At 42.4% G+C, this 1,549-nt stretch carries 1 protein-coding gene; it reads right to left on the reverse strand.

Translation table 11 applies throughout. From position 1 onward, the window contains the following. Nucleotides 1–313: 313 nt before the first annotated feature. On the reverse strand, nt 314–1,549 hold a 1,236-nt coding region (locus tag HC723_RS16755; RefSeq protein WP_190339899.1), incomplete at its 5' end, for an autotransporter outer membrane beta-barrel domain-containing protein.

Raw genomic sequence — 1,549 nt, forward strand, 5'->3', positions numbered from 1 at the left:
TCACGTCGCACGCCCCAAAGTTTGTTGCGCTTCTAAATACGTTACAGATAGCCAGCTAGTTTTGATATACAAAAAGTAATGTGTAGCAAAACGCAAGTCCTGCCCCCACCACTACTTCTCTAAGTGATTTAGAAAGCCAAATCACTAGGGTCCCGAAAATGAGTTAGGAACTATAAATATGTAACCAAAACTACTTAGCCACAAGATAACAAAAGACAACAAGATGAGGCTGACAATACCAGCCACAACAGTCACTGTTATCATTCGAATGATAATACACTGATGGTATTTACAAAATGCTCAAATATAACTATCACCATCGATAGCTTACATTAAGCGATCCGCCCCATTCACTACCGTGCGTAGATTCAGTCGCAGTGAACCCCCCATTAATTTGAACAGCACTAGTCACATCACTAGTCAGCCCCAAACCCACCGTTATAGAGTTTTCTCCACGACTCTGCCCGACAAAATCTTGCTTGTAATTGGGGTTTGAAACGAGCCCAGCGCTCACTTCATGTTCGTTATTTTTATTAGCATACCAATCATGCTCATAACGAATGTACGCTTCTGGATAAATAGCATAATTTTCGGAAAGACTAGCAAAAGTAGCGCTGAGTCCAAGTGATGTAATAATTGATTGTGCATCACTGTCATCCAGCTGCAGACTTAAGCTTGGGTCGTCGCCCTTCTCCGAAAAACCTTCTTGCTTAAAGTAGACATAGTTAAATCCTAGGCCAGATGATAACGCTACCCAATCATTACTATACCAATTCGTTGTTGCCATTATCCCAGCATAAAGACTGTGACTATTATAATCCGCAGTCGCGTTAGTACTCAAATTAGATAGCTGCACACCGCGCGATGACGAGTGATTGCCATAAGCATAACCAAGTAGTGATTTTAACTGCCATTGACCCAGATCAGGCTGATTCAAATACAAACCTAAGTGATAAGCCTTATTCGAAAACGTCACGCTCGCACTATCATGCTCATCCATGTCATAGGTTCCAGTAGAAAAATACATACCTAACGTCGCTTTATCGAATTCAGCAATATCTCCCCCTAAAGTGAGGTGCGATAAGTTATAGTCGTAATCCCCTAAATGTTCTTCACCTTCAACATCCCCTTGAATTTTACCGATATCTAACCACATACGCTGGCGGGTAGCTGGTGTAGTATCCTTGATAGCGCCATCAACGTTAGGAGAAAAGGCTTTCCTTCCTACCTGAGAAAATACTGAGTTCATCACCATATCAGTGTGTTCAAGTGCAACCGTCATGTTTGAGGAATAAGGTTCGGCATGAATGGAATTCAAGTGTGATGATACTTGATCATTAGTGAGGGTACTAAGTGCTGATTGTGTATTGGCATTGCCCTGAGCATGACTAGCAACCAGAAGGTTGGCTGAACTTTGCTGGTTTGGTGTGGTAACGCCTTGGTGAGTCGTTAATGATTGTGCCGGTAGTTCAGTTAGTTGAACACTGACTTGATTATCGGCACTGGGTGTTTTTACTTGTGCAGCCGCTAACAAAGCGGGCATATTACC

The organism is Vibrio sp. S11_S32, assembly GCF_014694465.1.
Taxonomy (GTDB): Bacteria; Pseudomonadota; Gammaproteobacteria; order Enterobacterales; family Vibrionaceae; genus Vibrio; species Vibrio algicola.